Here is a 14512-nt window from a genome sequence, read left to right as displayed (position 1 = left end):
GGGGCGGATCAGCGTGGGCCGTCGGCACCGGCGAACTCGGCGGCGAAGGCGGCGAAGTCGGCGCTCCGCCAGCGCTCCGGACGCATCCGGAACGTGATGTCGTCGATGAGCTGGTCCCGCGTCCCCGCGAGGTAGTCCCGTGCCTCGGCGGCCCCCAGATAGCGATGGGCCATGGCCTCGCGCTCCGCCGGGTCCATCGGATCGGCGACGGAGGTGACCGGGCCTTCCACGCTGACGTAGCGATAGGGGGCGGTCTCGTCCTGGACGCACAGACTGAACCGCCCGGCCTCCCTCATCAGCCGCGCCTTGAGTGACGCCCGGCCGGTCTGCACCACGACGTCCTTGCCCGGCTCGTACCGGTACCAGACCGGTACGAGCAGCGGCGCTCTGACTCCTCGGGGGTCGGTGACTCCCAGGACACCCACATGGGTGTCGGCCAGGAACCGCTCGCGTTCGTCACTCCGCATGGTGGGCACCATCGACAGCCTCCACATCTCGCTCCGGGCCGGTGGACCGCCATGGGCCCCGGCAGTGAAAGAGGGAGAGCAGCGGAGCCGGGCTCACCGCGGCCGGGGAAGTCCGGCCGCCACGCCGCGGGCGGGTCGTACCGCTTCCGCCGTACTCCGCAGCAATCGTCTCGCCCCACCGGTATGCCCTTGCCTGCGCGACATGACCCGGTAAGTAATCCCTTTGGGGGTTTAGTGCTATTAATCGGCCCCCGGGGTGGGGCCGGTGAGCGGGGGCGAGAAAGGCCCTCTTCGCTTAACGTAGCCGTTCGGATACGTTATGTGTCGATCGGAAAGTGTCGATCAGGCCGGGTCGGAGAGACGGAGACGGATATGACCATGCCAGCGTCGCGGGTGGAGCGGGTCGGTGTGTTCTGCGGCGCCCGGCCGGGTGCCCGCCCCCAGCATCTGAGGCTCGCCACCGAGTTCGGAGAGGCGCTGGCGCAGCGCGGGACGGGCCTCGTCTACGGCGCGGGCGGTGTCGGCATCATGGGCGCCGTCGCCGATGCCGTGCTGGACGCCGGGGCACCGGTCACCGGAGTGATCCCCCGTCAGCTGTACGAACGGGAGCAGCCGGACGAGTCGCGCACCGAAGTGATCGTCGTGGAGACGATGCATGAGCGCAAGGCGCTGATGTACCGCCTCGCGGTCGGCTTCGCGGTGCTTCCCGGCGGCCTGGGCACGCTCGACGAACTGCTCGAAGTGGCGACCTGGAACCAACTGGGCATTCACCACAAGCCACTTGTCCTGGTCAACCGCGGCGGATTCTTCGATCCGCTGCTGACGCTCCTGGACAACATGGTCTCCGACGGTTTCATCAGTCAGGAGGAACGCTTCGTCATCCAGGTCGCGTCCGGGGTGGAGGAGGCGCTCGACTGCCTCGTCAGCCCGGAGTCCCGGCCCGGACTGCCGACGATCCCGCCGGCGGCCTCCAGGGCCCCGGCGGCCCCCACCGCCGCGACCTGACCACGCCGGGCAGGCGCTACTTCCGCAACGCGCTCTAGGCCGCCTCGTCCACGCTGTCGTGGAGGGCCGCGGCCCATTCCAGCAGCAGGACCTCGTATGCCTCCGCGGGCCACGTTCCGTCGGACGTCTCGGCCGCGTCGACGAGCGCGCGGATGCGCTCGTTGGCCGCGACGGCGTCGGAGGCCGGGGATGCGGAAGCGGAGGAAGAGGACATGTGGCAAGCCTAGGGGGCGGCGGCCACCTCCCGGTGCCGATCTGGGAGCGTCCTTGCTCACACTTCGCCCACACGCCCACACGCCCACACGCCCACGCGCCCACGCGCCCACACGCTCCCCGCACGGCCGCCCTCTCGGCGGCCCGGATCAGCCGGCCGACTCGCCCGCGTGCGGGCTCAGCGTGTCCGTGCCGACCAGGACGAAGAGCGCGATGCCGAGCAGGATCCGGTAGATCACGAACGGCATGAAGCTCTTCGTGGTGATGAACTTCATGAACCACGCGATAACGGCATATCCAACGACAAAGGCGATGAGTGTCGCGAAGATGGTCGGCGGCCAGGCGACGTGTCCTTCACCCGCGTCCTTCAGTTCGAACGCGCCCGAGGCGAGCACCGCCGGGATCGCGAGCAGGAACGAGTACCGCGCCGCCGCCTCGCGGGTGTACCCCATCAGCAGGCCACCGCTGATCGTGGCGCCCGAGCGCGAGACACCGGGCACCAGGGCCATCGCCTGGCAGATGCCGAAGATCAGACCGTCCTTGACGCTCAGGTCCCGCAGCGACTTGCGCTCCCTGATCGCGCGGTGCTTGCCGCCGGTCTCGTCACGGGCCGCCATCCGGTCGGCGACACCGAGCACGATGCCCATCACGATCAGCGTGACGGCGATCAGCCGCAGATCACGGAACGGCCCGTCGATCTGGTCCTTCAGCGTCACACCGAGGACACCGATCGGGATCGAGCCGACGATGACCAGCCAGCCCATCTGCGCGTCGTGGTCACCGCGCATCGACTTGTTCACCAGCGAGCGGCACCACGCGGAAACGATTCGCGCGATGTCCTTGCGGAAGTAGATGAGGACCGCCGCCTCCGTACCGATCTGGGTGATCGCGGTGAACGCCGCGCCCGGGTCGTGCCAGCCGGCGAAGGCCGCCGTCAGCCGCAGATGCGCGCTGGAGGAGATGGGGAGAAACTCGGTCAGCCCCTGGACGAGCCCGAGGATGAAAGATTCGAACCAAGACATGGGGTGCTACGCCATCCAAGAGATGATCAAGCACTGGCCTGCGCGACAGCGGGACAGTGACGGACTGAGGGGTGACGGTCGAAACGCGGGTTCGATCATATGGATGGGTGAGTAGTCCTACTCATGCCGGCTCTTCGCTGATGTGGTGGTGGGCAGCGTAGCGTCTTGAGGGTTACGGGACGTGGGTGGCCCCTCGCTTGTCCCGGGTGCGCGTACCAGGTCCTGCCGGCGTCCCGCTCGGGTCCGGCTCGTGCATATCTCGTGCCATGAATGACCTACACTCAAGGCATTTGGGCGAGGGCAAGGTCACAGGGTTGTTCTCTGCTTCCGGTCCGTCGGCCTGCCCTAATATCTGGGCATGACGGTCCTCCCTGACGACGGGCTTTCCCTGGCCGCCGAGTTCCCCGATGCGACCCGCGAGCAGTGGCAGAGCCTGGTGGCAGGCGTGCTGCGCAAGTCGGGTCGGGATCTCTCGGGGCCGGCCGCCGAGGACGCGCTGTCCACCGCGCTCCAGGACGGGTTCACCACCCGTCCCCTGTACACCGCCGATGACGCGCCCGGAGACTCCGGTTATCCCGGCTTCGCACCGTTCACCAGGGGCGGGCGCCCCGAGGGGGGCGCGGTCTCCGGCTGGGACGTACGGCAACGCCATACGCTCCCCGATCCCGTACGTGCCAACGAGGCGGTGCTCTCCGACCTGGAGAACGGGGTCACCTCCCTCTGGCTGTCGGTGGGTTCCACCGGAATCCCGGTGTCCGGACTGGCCGCCGCGCTCGACGGTGTCTATCTCGACCTCGCGCCGGTCGCCCTCGACGCGGGCGCCGAATTCGGGCCCGCCGCGCGGGAGTTGCTGAAGCTGTACGAGGAGCGCGGAGTGGCCCGCGACGCGGCGCGCGGCACCCTCGGCGCCGACCCGGTGGGTGAACTCGCCCGTACCGGACGGGAAGTGACGGGCCTTACGGAAGAGGCCGCCGAACTCGCCGCGCTCTGCCACCGGGAGTACCCGGGCCTGCGCGCCATCACCGTCGACGCGCTGCCCTACCACGAGGGCGGCGCCTCCGACGCCCAGGAACTGGGCTGCTCCCTCGCCACCGGGGTCGGCTGGCTGCGTGACCTCACCGCGGCCGGACTCACCGTCGAAGCCGCCTGCGCACAGATCGAGTTCCGGTACGCCGCGACCGCCGACCAGTTCCTGACCATCGCCAAACTCCGGGCCGCGCGCAGGCTCTGGGCCCGGGTGGCCGGGGTCTGCGGCGCCGACGCCGGCCCCGGCACCGGGGCGCAGCGCCAGCACGCCGTGACCTCACCGGTGATGATGACCCGGCGCGACCCCTGGGTGAACATGCTGCGCACCACGGTCGCCTCGCTGGCGGCCGGGGTCGGCGGCGCGGACGCCGTGACCGTACTGCCCTTCGACCACGCCCTCGGCCTGCCCGACGCCTTCGCCCGCAGAATCGCCCGCAACACCTCCACGATCCTCCTGGAGGAATCCCACCTCGGCCGGGTCATCGACCCCGCGGGCGGCTCCTGGTACGTGGAGCGGCTCACCGACGACCTCGCGCAGGCCGCCTGGGCGTGGTTCCAGGAGATCGAACGCGCCGGCGGCCAGCGCGCCGCGCTCCACGACGGACTGATCGCCGAGCGGCTCGCGGCCACCTGGCAGGAGCGCTCGGGCAGGCTGGCCAGGCGGCGCGAACCCATCACCGGCGTCAGCGAGTTCCCGCAGCTCTCGCAGCCCCCGGTGGAACGCGACCCGGCGCCCGCGCCGCCCGGCGGCGGACTGCCGGTGGTACGCCGCGACGAGGCGTACGAGACGCTCCGCGCCCGCTCCGACGCGCATCTCGCCGCCACCGGCGCCCGGCCCCGCGTCTTCCTGGCCGCCCTCGGACCGGCCGCCGCGCACACCGCGCGCGCCACCTTCACCGCCAGCCTCTTCCAGGCAGGCGGCATCGAACCGGTCCACGACCCGGTGACGGTCGACGCGGAGACCGCCGCCGACGCCTTCACCCGCAGCGGGGCCGCCGTCGCCTGTATCTGCTCAAGCGACGCGCTCTACGCCGAAGGCGCCGCGCCCGTCGCGCAGGCCCTCAAGGCGGCGGGCGCGCTCCAGGTGTTCCTCGCCGGCCGCCCCGGCGAACAGCGTGAGACCTATGTACGGGCCGGAGTCGACGACTTCGTCGTCGCGGGCGGCGACGCGGTCGCCGTCCTGACCTCCGTCCTCGACCGGATGGGAGTGGCGTGATGGGGATCCCGGACTTCTCCGAGATCGAGCTGGGCCCCGGCGACAGCGCCGGGATCACCGAGGACCAGTGGCGTACGGCAGTCAAGGAGAACACCGGCAGCGCGGATCACGAACTGTTCTGGGAGACCCCCGAGGGCATCGCCGTCAAACCGCTCTACACCGCACGGGACGTGGCGGGGCTCGACTTCCTCGGCACCTACCCCGGCATCGCGCCGTATCTGCGCGGCCCGTACCCGACGATGTACGTCAACCAGCCGTGGACCATCCGGCAGTACGCCGGGTTCTCCACCGCCGAGGAGTCCAACGCCTTCTACCGGCGCAACCTCGCCGCCGGGCAGAAGGGCCTCTCGGTCGCCTTCGACCTGCCGACCCACCGCGGCTACGACAGCGACCACCCCCGGGTGACCGGCGACGTCGGCATGGCGGGCGTGGCCATCGACTCGATCTACGACATGCGCCAGCTGTTCGACGGCATCCCGCTCGACAAGATGAGTGTGTCGATGACGATGAACGGCGCGGTGCTGCCCGTACTCGCGCTCTACATCGTGGCCGCCGAGGAACAGGGCGTACCGCCCGAGAAGCTGGCCGGGACCATCCAGAACGACATCCTCAAGGAGTTCATGGTCCGCAACACCTATATCTATCCGCCGAAACCCTCGATGCGGATCATCTCCGACATCTTCGCGTACACCTCGCAGAAGATGCCGCGCTACAACTCCATCTCCATCTCCGGCTACCACATCCAGGAAGCGGGCGCGACGGCCGATCTGGAGCTGGCGTACACACTGGCCGACGGGGTGGAGTATCTGCGCGCCGGACTCGGCGCCGGGCTCGACGTGGACGCGTTCGCGCCCCGGCTCTCCTTCTTCTGGGCGATCGGCATGAACTTCTTCATGGAGATCGCCAAACTGCGCGCGGCCCGGCTCCTCTGGGCCAGGCTGGTCAAGAAGTTCGACCCCGAGAACGCCAAGTCGCTTTCCCTGCGCACCCATTCGCAGACCTCCGGCTGGTCGCTCACCGCTCAGGACGTCTTCAACAACGTCACCCGCACCTGCGTCGAGGCGATGGCCGCCACGCAGGGCCACACCCAGTCGCTGCACACCAACGCGCTGGACGAGGCCCTCGCGCTGCCCACCGACTTCTCGGCCCGGATCGCCCGCAACACCCAGCTGCTGCTCCAGCAGGAGTCGGGGACCTGCCGGGTGACCGACCCCTGGGGCGGCAGCGCGTATGTCGAGAAGCTGACCTACGACCTCGCCAGGCGCGCCTGGCAGCACATCGAGGAGGTCGAGGCGGCCGGCGGGATGGCCCAGGCCATCGACGCGGGGATCCCCAAGCTCCGGGTCGAGGAGGCCGCGGCCCGTACCCAGGCGCGGATCGACTCGGGACGCCAGCCCGTCATCGGCGTCAACAAGTACCGGGTGGAGACCGACGAGAAGATCGACGTGCTCAAGGTCGACAACTCCTCCGTACGCACCCAGCAGATCGAGAAACTGAGGCGGCTGCGCGCCGAACGCGACGAGGCCGTCTGCCAGGACGCGCTGCGCGCGCTCACCGCCGCCGCCGAGGCCGGCTCGCGCCCCGGACTTGAGGGCAACCTGCTCGGCCTCGCGGTGAACGCGGCCCGAGCCAAGGCCACCGTCGGTGAGATCTCCGACGCACTGGAGAAGGTGTACGGGCGTCACTCCGGCCAGATCCGTACCATCGCCGGTGTGTACCGGAACGAGGCAGGCAGCTCCCCGGCCGTCGAGCACACCCGTGCCGCCGTCGAGGACTTCGAACGGGCCGAGGGGCGCCGGCCGCGCATCCTGGTGGCCAAGATGGGCCAGGACGGCCATGACCGCGGCCAGAAGGTGATCGCCACGGCCTTCGCCGACCTGGGCTTCGACGTGGACGTCGGCCCGCTGTTCCAGACGCCCGCCGAGGTGGCGCGGCAGGCCGTCGAGGCCGACGCGCATATCGTCGGGGTCTCCTCGCTCGCCGCCGGGCACCTCACGCTCGTACCGGCGCTGCGCGAACAGCTCGCCGAGGAGGGCCGCGAGGACATCATGATCGTGGTGGGGGGAGTGATCCCGCCCCAGGACATCGAGGAACTGCACCGGGCGGGGGCCGCCGCGGTCTTCCCGCCCGGCACGGTGATCCCGGACGCCGCACGCGATCTGCTGAGCGCGCTCGCGGCCTCCCTGGGGCACGAGGCTCCCGCAGGCAACGCTTCCGACGACGGTGCTCCCGCCGCCGAGGCCGCTCCCGGCAACGCCGCTTCCGGCGCAGAGCGGTGAGCGCGTGCCCCCACGGATCGACATCGACACCTACACCAAGGGCGTTCTAGACGGCTCCCGTTCGTACATCGCCCGTGCAGTCACCCTCGTGGAGTCCACCAGGCCCGACCACCGCAGGCTCGCCCAGGAACTGCTGACCGAGCTGCTGCCGTACTCCGGGAAAGCCCGCCGGATCGGCATCAGCGGGGTCCCCGGCGTCGGCAAGTCCACCTTCATCGACGCGATGGGGACGCTGCTCACCGGCCTCGGCCACCGTGTCGCGGTGCTCGCCGTCGACCCGTCCTCCAGCAGGACGGGCGGCTCCATCCTGGGCGACAAGACCCGGATGGAACGGCTCGCCGTGGACCCGGCCGCGTTCGTACGGCCCTCGCCGACCGCGGGCACGCTGGGCGGGGTGGCCAAGGCGACCCGCGAGACCATCATCGTCATGGAGGCCGCCGGCTACGACGTGGTGCTCGTCGAGACGGTGGGGGTCGGCCAGTCCGAGACCACCGTCGCCAACATGGTCGACTCCTTCCTGCTGCTCTCCCTGGCGCGCACCGGCGACCAGCTCCAGGGCATCAAGAAGGGCGTCCTCGAACTGGCCGACGTCATCGCCGTCAACAAGGCCGACGGCCCGCACGAACGCGACGCGCGCTCCGCCGCGCGGGAACTCGCGGGCGCGCTGCGGCTGATGCACCCGGCGGACGCCGCCTGGACGCCGCCGGTGCTCAGTTGCAGCGCACGGGAGGGCACCGGTCTCGACACCGTGTGGGAACGGCTCGAACAGCACCGCGCGGTGCTCGGCGCCGACGGCCGGCTGGACCGCAAGCGCCGGGACCAGCAGGTCGACTGGACGTGGACGATGGTCCGCGACCACCTCCTGGACCGGCTGCGCGAACACCCGGGCGTACGGGAGCTGGCGCCCGCGCTGGAGCGTGAGGTGCGGGACGGAACACTGACCGCGACGCTCGCCGCGGAGCGGATCATCGAGGCGCTGGCGGGCCCCGCCGGTACCTGACGCCCGCGGGGGAACCGGTGGGGAACCGCCGGCCCGGCGTGTCCATACTGGACGGGCGCGGCCTCACGGACGCGTCCGCCCAGGGAAGGAACCAGCGAGAGCATGGCCCACGACGAACCGGTACTGATCACCCGCGCGGGCCGCACCGCCCACCTCACCCTCAACCGCCCCCGCGCCCTCAACGCCCTCACCCACCCCATGGTGCGGACGATGGACGAGGCGCTGGCCGCCTGGGAGAGCGACGACGACGTCACGGCCGTGGTCGTCTCGGGCGCAGGGGACCGCGGGCTCTGCGCCGGTGGCGACATCCGCGTGATCCACGAGGACGCGCGCACCGGCGCGGGCGCCTCGCACGCCTTCTGGCGCGACGAGTACCGGCTCAACGTCCGGATCGCCCGCTACCCCAAGCCGTATGTCGCCCTGATGGACGGCATCGTGATGGGCGGCGGTGTCGGGGTCTCGGCGCACGGCGGCGTACGCGTCGTCACCGAACGGTCCGCCGTCGCCATGCCCGAGACCGCGATCGGGCTGGTCCCCGATGTCGGCGGGACCTATCTGCTCTCCCGGGCCCCCGGCGAGCTGGGCACCCATCTCGCCCTGACCGGGCAGACGATCGGCGCGGCCGACGCCCTGCTGTGCGGCCTCGCGGATCACTTCGTACCCTCCGGCCGGCTCGCCGAACTGCGCGCCGCGCTCGCCGGGCCCGAGGTGCGGGAGGCGGCGGACGTACGGGAGACCGTGCGCCGGTACGGGACGACCCCGCCGGCGGGGCGGCTCGACGCGGACCGCGAGTGGATCGACGCCTGCTACCCGGCCGGCTCGGTGGAGGAGATCATCGACCGGCTGTGCGGCAGCGGGGAACCGGCGGCGAAGGACGCGGCCGAGACGCTCCTCACCCGGTCGCCCACCGCCCTGAAGGCCACCCTCGTCGCGATGCGCCGCGCCCGGCAGACGGCCACCCTGGAGCAGGTGATCGTCCAGGAGTACCGCGCGTCGTGCGCCGCGCTGGCCTTCCCCGATCTCCAGGAGGGCATCCGGGCCCAGGTCATCGACAAGGACCGCAGGCCCCGCTGGTCGCCGAAGGAACTGGCGGAGGTCACGGACGCCGACGTGGCGCGTTTCTCCGCACCGCCGCCCGGCGGCGACCTGGAGCTCGCCACGCCGTGACCCGGTGCGGGGAGAGGCTCAGCGGCGGCGGAGCCGGTGGCGCTGGCGCCAGGCGACGACCGCCGCGGCCGCTCCCGTGAGGACGATGAAGCCCGTCGAGATCAGGAACATCGGCGAGGTCGGGGAGGACGCCTCGCTGCCCGCGATCACATACGCGGCGGTGTTGGGCACCGTTCCGGTCCCGGTCGCCAGCAGGAACGGCGCCCATCCCATCCGCGAGACGGCGGCGCAGTAGTTGGCCGCGACGAACGGCACCCCGGGAAAGAGCCGGAGCGCCATCATCGACCGGAAGCCGTGCTCGCTCAGCTGCCCATCGGCCGCCAGCAGCCAGCGGCCCCGCAGCAGCGGCCGCAGCGCGCCCTGCCCGAGGAAGCGGACGAGGCCGAAGGAGATCGCCGCGGCCAGTACGCTCCCCGCGACCGCGGCCAGCAGACCGAACGCCGAGCCGAAGAGCGCGCCCGACGCGAGACTGAGCAGCGGACGGGGCACGAACGCGACGGCGCACAGCCCGTACGCCACGGCGAACAGCACCACCGCCGTCGCGCCGCCGAACTGCGGCGGCCAGCCGTCGGCCAGCAGCTTCTGCGGCTCGTACAGCAGCACTGCCGCGCCCGCCGCGGCCAGCACGACGACGAGCAGGGCGAACCGCGACCAGGGCGAGAGCAGCACCCGGAAGCAGCGGACGGCGAGGCCCGGCGAAGGCTCGGGGGCCGGCCTGGGGACCGGCCTGGGGGCGGTGTCGAGCATTCGGGGATGCTAACCGACCCACGTGAACTCCCGTGGCGCGGAAAACCATTCGACGTGAACGGCGGGCATGGGCCAGGATCGGCGACATGTTCCGGTTCGCCTTCCTCGCAGCGCTGTCCGCCGTCGCGGACGCGCCGAAGGCTGCCGGTTTCCCCCTCGCGTACGCGGCAGCCGCGGCGGCAGCGGCAGCGCCCGCACCCGCGGCGCCCCTCGGCGGCGCCCGAAGCTGACCCTTCCCGGATCGTCCGGCGGACCCCGCAGGGGGAGGGTCGGCAAGGCCCGGGGGTCCCTCTCAGCTTCGAGTTCCTGGAAGGAACCACGCGAACCATGCCCAAGACGGCATACGTGCGCACCAAGCCGCACCTGAACATCGGCACCATGGGCCACGTCGACCACGGCAAGACCACACTGACCGCCGCCATCACCAAGGTCCTCAGCGACCGGGGGACCGGCACGTTCGTGCCGTTCGACCGGATCGACCGGGCCCCGGAGGAGGCCGCCCGTGGCATCACCATCAACATCTCGCACGTCGAGTACGAGACCGACACCCGGCACTACGCGCATGTCGACATGCCGGGCCACGCCGACTACATCAAGAACATGGTGACCGGCGCCGCCCAGCTCGACGGGGCGATCCTCGTCGTCTCCGCGCTCGACGGGATCATGCCGCAGACCGCCGAGCACGTCCTGCTCGCCCGCCAGGTCGGCGTCAACCACATCGTCGTCGCCCTCAACAAGGCCGACGCGGGAGACGACGAACTGACCGACCTGGTCGAGCTGGAGGTGCGCGAACTGCTCACCGAGCACGGATACGGCGGCGACGCGGCGCCCGTCGTCCGGGTCTCCGGGCTGCGCGCGCTGGAGGGCGACCCGCGCTGGACGGCGGCCGTGGAGGCGCTGCTCGACGCGATCGACACGTATGTGCCGATGCCCGTCAGGTACACGGACGCGCCCTTCCTGCTCCCGGTGGAGAACGTCCTCACCATCACCGGGCGCGGCACGGTCGTCACCGGCGCCGTCGAGCGCGGCACGGTGCGCGTCGGTGACCGGGTGGAGGTGCTCGGCGCGGGCATCGAGACGGTCGTCACCGGGCTGGAGACCTTCGGCAAGCCGATGGAGTCCGCCGAGGCCGGGGACAATGTCGCGCTGCTCCTGCGCGGGACGCAGCGTGACGCGGTCCGCCGCGGCCATGTGGTGGCGGCGCCCGACAGTGTCGTACCGAGCAGGCGCTTCACCGCGCAGGTGTACGTCCTCTCCGCCCGCGAGGGTGGCCGGACGACCCCCGTCACCAGTGGCTACCGGCCGCAGTTCTACATCCGTACGGCGGATGTCGTCGGTGACATCGACCTGGGCGGGACGGCCGTCGCGCGCCCCGGGGACACGGTCACCCTGACCGTGGAGCTGGGCCGTGACGTCCCGCTGGAGCCGGGGCTCGGCTTCGCGATCCGCGAGGGCGGCCGTACGGTCGGCGCCGGCACGGTCACGTCCCTGCTCTGACCCGCTGCGACCCGCTCCGGCGGCGCCCGTCTCCCCGTACCCGGGGGAGGCGGGCGCCGGGCCGTCGTACGAGCGCACAATGGGAGCGTGAACGAAGCGATCCCCGTCCTGCGCGCCGTGGACAGCGGCACCGCCAAGCTGCTGCCCGATGTGGACCGGGAGCGTGCCTGGCTGCTGACGGTCGACGGCGCGCCCCAGTCCTACGTCGACCTCGACGAGCCGACCCATCTGGAGTTCGAGTACGTACGCCGCCTCGCCCATGTCGTGGACCGCGCGGGCGACGAGGGCGCCCCGCTCACCGTGCTCCACCTCGGCGGCGGGGCCTGCACCCTGCCCCGGTATGTGGCGGCCACCCGGCCCGGCTCCGCGCAGAGCGTGGTGGAGGCGGACACGGGACTGCTGGCGCTGGTCACGGAACTGCTCCCGATACCGGACGGCACCGGCATCAGCGTGCACGGCGCGGACGCGCGCCACTGGCTCGAAGCCGCCAAGGACCGCTCCGTGGACGTGCTCATCGGCGATGTCTTCGGCGGCTCGCGGGTGCCCGCCCATCTCACCTCCGTCGAGTACGCGCGCGAGGCCGCGCGGGTACTGCGCACGGACGGGGTCTACGCCGCGAATCTCGCCGACGGGGCGCCCTTCGGCTTCCTCCGCTCCCAACTGGCCACCTTCGCCGCGGCCTTCGGGGAACTGGCGCTGATCGCGGAGCCCTCGGTGCTGCGCGGCCGCCGCTTCGGCAACGCCGTCCTGGTCGCCTCGCACACGGAGATCGACACGGCGGCCCTCGCACGCCGTACCGCCGCCGACGCCTTCCCCGCCCGGGTCGAACACGGCGCGTCGCTCAGGCGGTTCATCGGGGACGCGGGCCCGGTACGGGACAGCGGCGCCGTGCCGTCACCCCGGCCGCCCGACGGCGCCTTCAGCGTCGGCTGACACGGCGGCGCTCTCCGCGGCCTTCCGCGGCCCCGGCGCCGCGGCGGCGCGGCGCGTCAGCCGGCGGACGTCCGGCACGGTCAGGACCGCGGCCGTCAGCAGCACGACCAGCGCCGAGCAGCCCCGTGCCAACCGGTTTTGCCGCGACCGGTCAGGAGGTCCCGGCCAGCCGGACGGTACTCATGATCTTCTTGATCGTCGCGTCCGGGATCTCGTCCGGCACGTTCTTGTTGGCGATGAGCACCCAGGTCGAGAAGTCGCCCTTGGCGTTGGCGAAGGTGAAGGCGATCGACTTGCCGTCGGTGTCACACTTGTTCTTCTTGGCGAGGCCCGTGGCCACCGCGGTCGCGAAGTGGCCCTTGAGCCCTGATGTGGTGGTGTACGCCTCGGACTCGCTGACCGTCAGGTTCTTCTTGAGCGACGCCTCGGACTCCTCCTGGGCGAACGCGGCCCAGACCCAGCTGCCCGCCTCGCTCCGCGCCGCCGTCGCCGTGTCCTTGGCGCCCCTGCCGCCCTTGGTGCCGGTGCCGCCGAGGCTGCTGTCCTCCAGCTTGCCGTCCCTGTCGGTGTCCTGGGAGCACCACTTGGACTTGTAGAAGGCGGGCGCGGAGAAGGTGACGGCGGGTGAGCCGTCGCCCTTCTTGACATCCTCGAAGCCGGATATCACGCCCGGCTTGTCGACCTCCCAGTCGGCCGGGACGTCGAACCGCGTCCCGTGCTTCGGGTTGGTCACCACCTTCCAGCCCTCGATGGTCGGCTTGGCGGCCGAACCGTCCCGGGGGTTGTCGGCCGACGGGGCGGCGGACGGCCCATCGGACGGGGACGCGGAGGAGGACGCCTTGGCGTCGCCCGCCTTGTCGCTCTTCCCGTCGTCCCCGCCCAGCACGAAGAACGCGGTGCCCGCGGCGGCGATCACGACCACCGCGGCGGCCACGACAGCGATGACCGTCGTGTTCTTCTTCCCGCCCGGTCCCGGACCGGGCGGACCGGGCTGACCCGCCGCGGGGTACTGCGGCACGGTCGGCTGCTGGTACGGGTTGGGCTGCTGGTATCCCTGCTGCGGATAACCGGGCTGCTGCTGATACCCCGGCTGCTCCTGTCCGGGCTGCTGCGGCGGGTAGCCCGGCTGCTGATATCCCGGCTGCTGGTAGGGATTCGGCTGGTGGTACCCCGGCTGCTGGTACGGATTGGGATTCTGGTCCTGCGGGTTCTGCTCGCCCCCGGGCGGCTGCTGTCCTGGCCACATGGCGAGTAACGATAGAGGTGCCCCGCAGCGGCTGCCACGTCCGCCCTGTCAGGGGATGGTGAAGCTCTCCTACTCGCAGGTAACATCGCTCTCCATGACCGCAGATCAGATGTCCGTCGGCGCGCAGCTCGCCGCCACCGTTCCCATGGTCAGGACCCTGGGACTGGAGTTTCTGGAGACCACGGGGGAACGGGCCGTCCTCCGGCTGCCCGACCAGCCCGACTACCACAACCATCTCGGCGGACCACACGCCGGGGCGATGTTCACCCTCGCCGAGTCGGCGAGCGGCGCCATCGTGCTCGCCGCCTTCGGCGACCAGCTCCAGCGTGCGGTCCCGCTCGCCGTCAAGGCCGACATCGGCTACCGGAAACTCGCCAAGGGGACCGTCACGGCCACCGCCACACTGGGCCGGCCCGCGGCGGAGGTCGTCGCGGAGCTGGACGCCGGTGAGCGGCCCGAATTCCCGGTGGCCGTCACCCTCACCCGCGAGGACGGAGCGGTCACCGGAGAGATGACCGTGGTCTGGACCCTCCGCCCGAATTCCTGACCTCCGCCGGATTCCTCACCTCACCCGCCCAGCGGGTAGGCTGCCCGGGGGGTGTGTTGCCGGACGCGACCCATGGAACGGAGACAAAAAGAGGAAACGGAGGGGGCGGTCTCGGAGGGGGGTGGGGGAACCTCCCCTCTTCATGTC

General features: G+C 71.4%; 14 protein-coding genes. 9 read left to right on the top strand and 5 right to left on the bottom strand.

The window, feature by feature from the left end:
* Positions 1 to 8 precede the first annotated feature (8 nt).
* Positions 9 to 467, bottom strand: coding sequence for a pyridoxamine 5'-phosphate oxidase family protein (locus ACZ7LS_RS35010; RefSeq protein ID WP_382530212.1), 459 nt, complete (start codon positions 465 to 467; stop codon positions 9 to 11).
* Between the two features lie 372 nt (positions 468 to 839).
* Here ACZ7LS_RS35010 and ACZ7LS_RS35005 point away from each other — a divergent pair, with 372 nt between their 5' ends.
* Entirely contained in the window at positions 840 to 1472 is a 633-nt protein-coding gene (locus ACZ7LS_RS35005) for an LOG family protein (RefSeq protein WP_382530210.1), read from the top strand.
* Between the two features lie 34 nt (positions 1473 to 1506).
* Here the strand turns inward: ACZ7LS_RS35005 and ACZ7LS_RS35000 are convergent, their stop codons facing one another.
* Together ACZ7LS_RS35000 and ACZ7LS_RS34995 are read right to left on the bottom strand one after the other, a co-directional pair.
* Positions 1507 to 1686: a hypothetical protein gene (locus ACZ7LS_RS35000; protein WP_356518271.1), complete on the bottom strand. Its 180-nt coding sequence runs from the start codon at positions 1684 to 1686 to the stop codon at positions 1507 to 1509.
* A 148-nt stretch (positions 1687 to 1834) separates the two neighbouring features.
* Complete coding sequence (locus ACZ7LS_RS34995) at positions 1835 to 2707, bottom strand: undecaprenyl-diphosphate phosphatase (protein ID WP_382530208.1); 873 nt, start codon at positions 2705 to 2707, stop codon at positions 1835 to 1837.
* A 358-nt stretch (positions 2708 to 3065) separates the two neighbouring features.
* On the opposite strand from ACZ7LS_RS34995, the gene mutA reads away from it, so the two are divergent.
* The 4 genes from mutA (at position 3066) to ACZ7LS_RS34975 (ending at position 9395) form a co-directional block, all read left to right on the top strand.
* Entirely contained in the window at positions 3066 to 4949 is a 1884-nt protein-coding gene (gene mutA / locus ACZ7LS_RS34990; RefSeq protein ID WP_385131329.1) for a methylmalonyl-CoA mutase small subunit, read from the top strand.
* Positions 4949 to 7228, top strand: coding sequence for a methylmalonyl-CoA mutase (gene scpA / locus ACZ7LS_RS34985; RefSeq protein ID WP_382530204.1), 2280 nt, complete (start codon positions 4949 to 4951; stop codon positions 7226 to 7228). The genes mutA and scpA overlap by 1 nt, the downstream gene beginning before the upstream one ends.
* Before the next feature lie 4 nt (positions 7229 to 7232).
* Positions 7233 to 8228, top strand: coding sequence for a methylmalonyl Co-A mutase-associated GTPase MeaB (gene meaB, locus ACZ7LS_RS34980; RefSeq protein WP_382530202.1), 996 nt, complete (start codon positions 7233 to 7235; stop codon positions 8226 to 8228).
* A gap of 102 nt (positions 8229 to 8330) precedes the next feature.
* The gene (locus tag ACZ7LS_RS34975) at positions 8331 to 9395 is read left to right on the top strand and encodes an enoyl-CoA hydratase/isomerase family protein (protein ID WP_385131326.1); all 1065 of its coding nucleotides are present in this window, start codon (positions 8331 to 8333) and stop codon (positions 9393 to 9395) included.
* Between the two features lie 18 nt (positions 9396 to 9413).
* Here ACZ7LS_RS34975 and ACZ7LS_RS34970 read toward each other — a convergent pair whose 3' ends face one another.
* A complete protein-coding gene (locus ACZ7LS_RS34970; RefSeq protein ID WP_382530199.1) occupies positions 9414 to 10142 on the bottom strand; it encodes a TVP38/TMEM64 family protein in 729 nt (242 codons plus the stop codon).
* Positions 10143 to 10228: 86 nt separating this feature from the next.
* On the opposite strand from ACZ7LS_RS34970, the gene ACZ7LS_RS34965 reads away from it, so the two are divergent.
* From ACZ7LS_RS34965 to ACZ7LS_RS34955, 3 genes are all read left to right on the top strand, one after another.
* Positions 10229 to 10372 carry a hypothetical protein gene (locus ACZ7LS_RS34965; protein WP_385131323.1) on the top strand — a complete coding sequence of 48 codons (144 nt, stop codon included), beginning with the start codon at positions 10229 to 10231 and terminating at the stop codon, positions 10370 to 10372.
* A 97-nt stretch (positions 10373 to 10469) separates the two neighbouring features.
* Positions 10470 to 11639, top strand: coding sequence for an elongation factor Tu (gene tuf, locus ACZ7LS_RS34960; protein WP_129771592.1), 1170 nt, complete (start codon positions 10470 to 10472; stop codon positions 11637 to 11639).
* Between the two features lie 87 nt (positions 11640 to 11726).
* On the top strand, positions 11727 to 12572 hold the full coding sequence (locus tag ACZ7LS_RS34955; RefSeq protein ID WP_382530195.1) for a spermidine synthase: 846 nt from the start codon (positions 11727 to 11729) through the stop codon (positions 12570 to 12572).
* Between the two features lie 151 nt (positions 12573 to 12723).
* Here the strand turns inward: ACZ7LS_RS34955 and ACZ7LS_RS34950 are convergent, their stop codons facing one another.
* The gene (locus ACZ7LS_RS34950; RefSeq protein WP_382675694.1) at positions 12724 to 13818 is read right to left on the bottom strand and encodes a DUF8017 domain-containing protein; all 1095 of its coding nucleotides are present in this window, start codon (positions 13816 to 13818) and stop codon (positions 12724 to 12726) included.
* Positions 13819 to 13912: 94 nt separating this feature from the next.
* Between ACZ7LS_RS34950 and ACZ7LS_RS34945 the strand changes: the two genes are divergently transcribed.
* Positions 13913 to 14365 carry a DUF4442 domain-containing protein gene (locus tag ACZ7LS_RS34945; protein WP_385131318.1) on the top strand — a complete coding sequence of 151 codons (453 nt, stop codon included), beginning with the start codon at positions 13913 to 13915 and terminating at the stop codon, positions 14363 to 14365.
* Positions 14366 to 14512 lie beyond the last annotated feature (147 nt).

Source organism: Streptomyces sp. NPDC039430 (assembly GCF_055639435.1).
Note: the sequence above shows the minus strand (reverse complement) of the source record. Positions and strands in the feature narration are given on the sequence as shown.

What these genes read in the sequence shown, in the direction of transcription:
- ACZ7LS_RS35010 (WP_382530212.1), bottom strand. Translation starts at nt 467, where the DNA reads ATGCGGAGTGACGAACGCGAGCGGTTCCTGGCCGACACCCATGTGGGT.
- ACZ7LS_RS35005 (WP_382530210.1), top strand. Translation starts at nt 840, where the DNA reads ATGACCATGCCAGCGTCGCGGGTGGAGCGGGTCGGTGTGTTCTGCGGC.
- ACZ7LS_RS35000 (WP_356518271.1), bottom strand. Translation starts at nt 1,686, where the DNA reads ATGTCCTCTTCCTCCGCTTCCGCATCCCCGGCCTCCGACGCCGTCGCG.
- ACZ7LS_RS34995 (WP_382530208.1), bottom strand. Translation starts at nt 2,707, where the DNA reads ATGTCTTGGTTCGAATCTTTCATCCTCGGGCTCGTCCAGGGGCTGACC.
- mutA (WP_385131329.1), top strand. Translation starts at nt 3,066, where the DNA reads ATGACGGTCCTCCCTGACGACGGGCTTTCCCTGGCCGCCGAGTTCCCC.
- scpA (WP_382530204.1), top strand. Translation starts at nt 4,949, where the DNA reads ATGGGGATCCCGGACTTCTCCGAGATCGAGCTGGGCCCCGGCGACAGC.
- ACZ7LS_RS34975 (WP_385131326.1), top strand. Translation starts at nt 8,331, where the DNA reads ATGGCCCACGACGAACCGGTACTGATCACCCGCGCGGGCCGCACCGCC.
- ACZ7LS_RS34970 (WP_382530199.1), bottom strand. Translation starts at nt 10,142, where the DNA reads ATGCTCGACACCGCCCCCAGGCCGGTCCCCAGGCCGGCCCCCGAGCCT.
- ACZ7LS_RS34965 (WP_385131323.1), top strand. Translation starts at nt 10,229, where the DNA reads ATGTTCCGGTTCGCCTTCCTCGCAGCGCTGTCCGCCGTCGCGGACGCG.
- tuf (WP_129771592.1), top strand. Translation starts at nt 10,470, where the DNA reads ATGCCCAAGACGGCATACGTGCGCACCAAGCCGCACCTGAACATCGGC.
- ACZ7LS_RS34950 (WP_382675694.1), bottom strand. Translation starts at nt 13,818, where the DNA reads ATGTGGCCAGGACAGCAGCCGCCCGGGGGCGAGCAGAACCCGCAGGAC.
- ACZ7LS_RS34945 (WP_385131318.1), top strand. Translation starts at nt 13,913, where the DNA reads ATGACCGCAGATCAGATGTCCGTCGGCGCGCAGCTCGCCGCCACCGTT.